Below are 250 nucleotides of genomic sequence, written 5' to 3'. Positions count from 1 at the left end.
CCAGTACTAATGACCCGAGAGGCTTAACCTTACAACACCCAAGGTGTTTTGGTTTGAGAGACGATATAATTTAATTTTCAGCGATTGTTCCGAGATTGGTTCGTGTGGCCTGCCGTCGAGAGAGGGGTGGGTGGCATGGATGAAACAGAATTTGCCTGGCGGCACTAGCGCGGTGGTCCCACCTGACCCCATGCCGAACTCAGAAGTGAAACGCCGTAGCGCCGATGGTAGTGTGGGGTCTCCCCATGCG

At 54.0% G+C, this 250-nt stretch carries 1 rRNA gene; it reads left to right on the top strand.

Annotation, left to right across the window (positions count from 1 at the left end):
* Positions 1 to 154 precede the first annotated feature (154 nt).
* Positions 155 to 250, top strand: a 5S ribosomal RNA gene (rrf, locus tag ACMV8I_RS21595); the annotation flags it as partial.

The sequence above is a fragment of the Ewingella sp. S1.OA.A_B6 genome (assembly GCF_049889095.1).
Classification (GTDB): Bacteria; Pseudomonadota; Gammaproteobacteria; order Enterobacterales; family Enterobacteriaceae; genus Ewingella.
The sequence above is the reverse complement of the archived record's forward strand: the minus strand, read 5'-3'. Positions and strand labels throughout refer to the sequence as shown.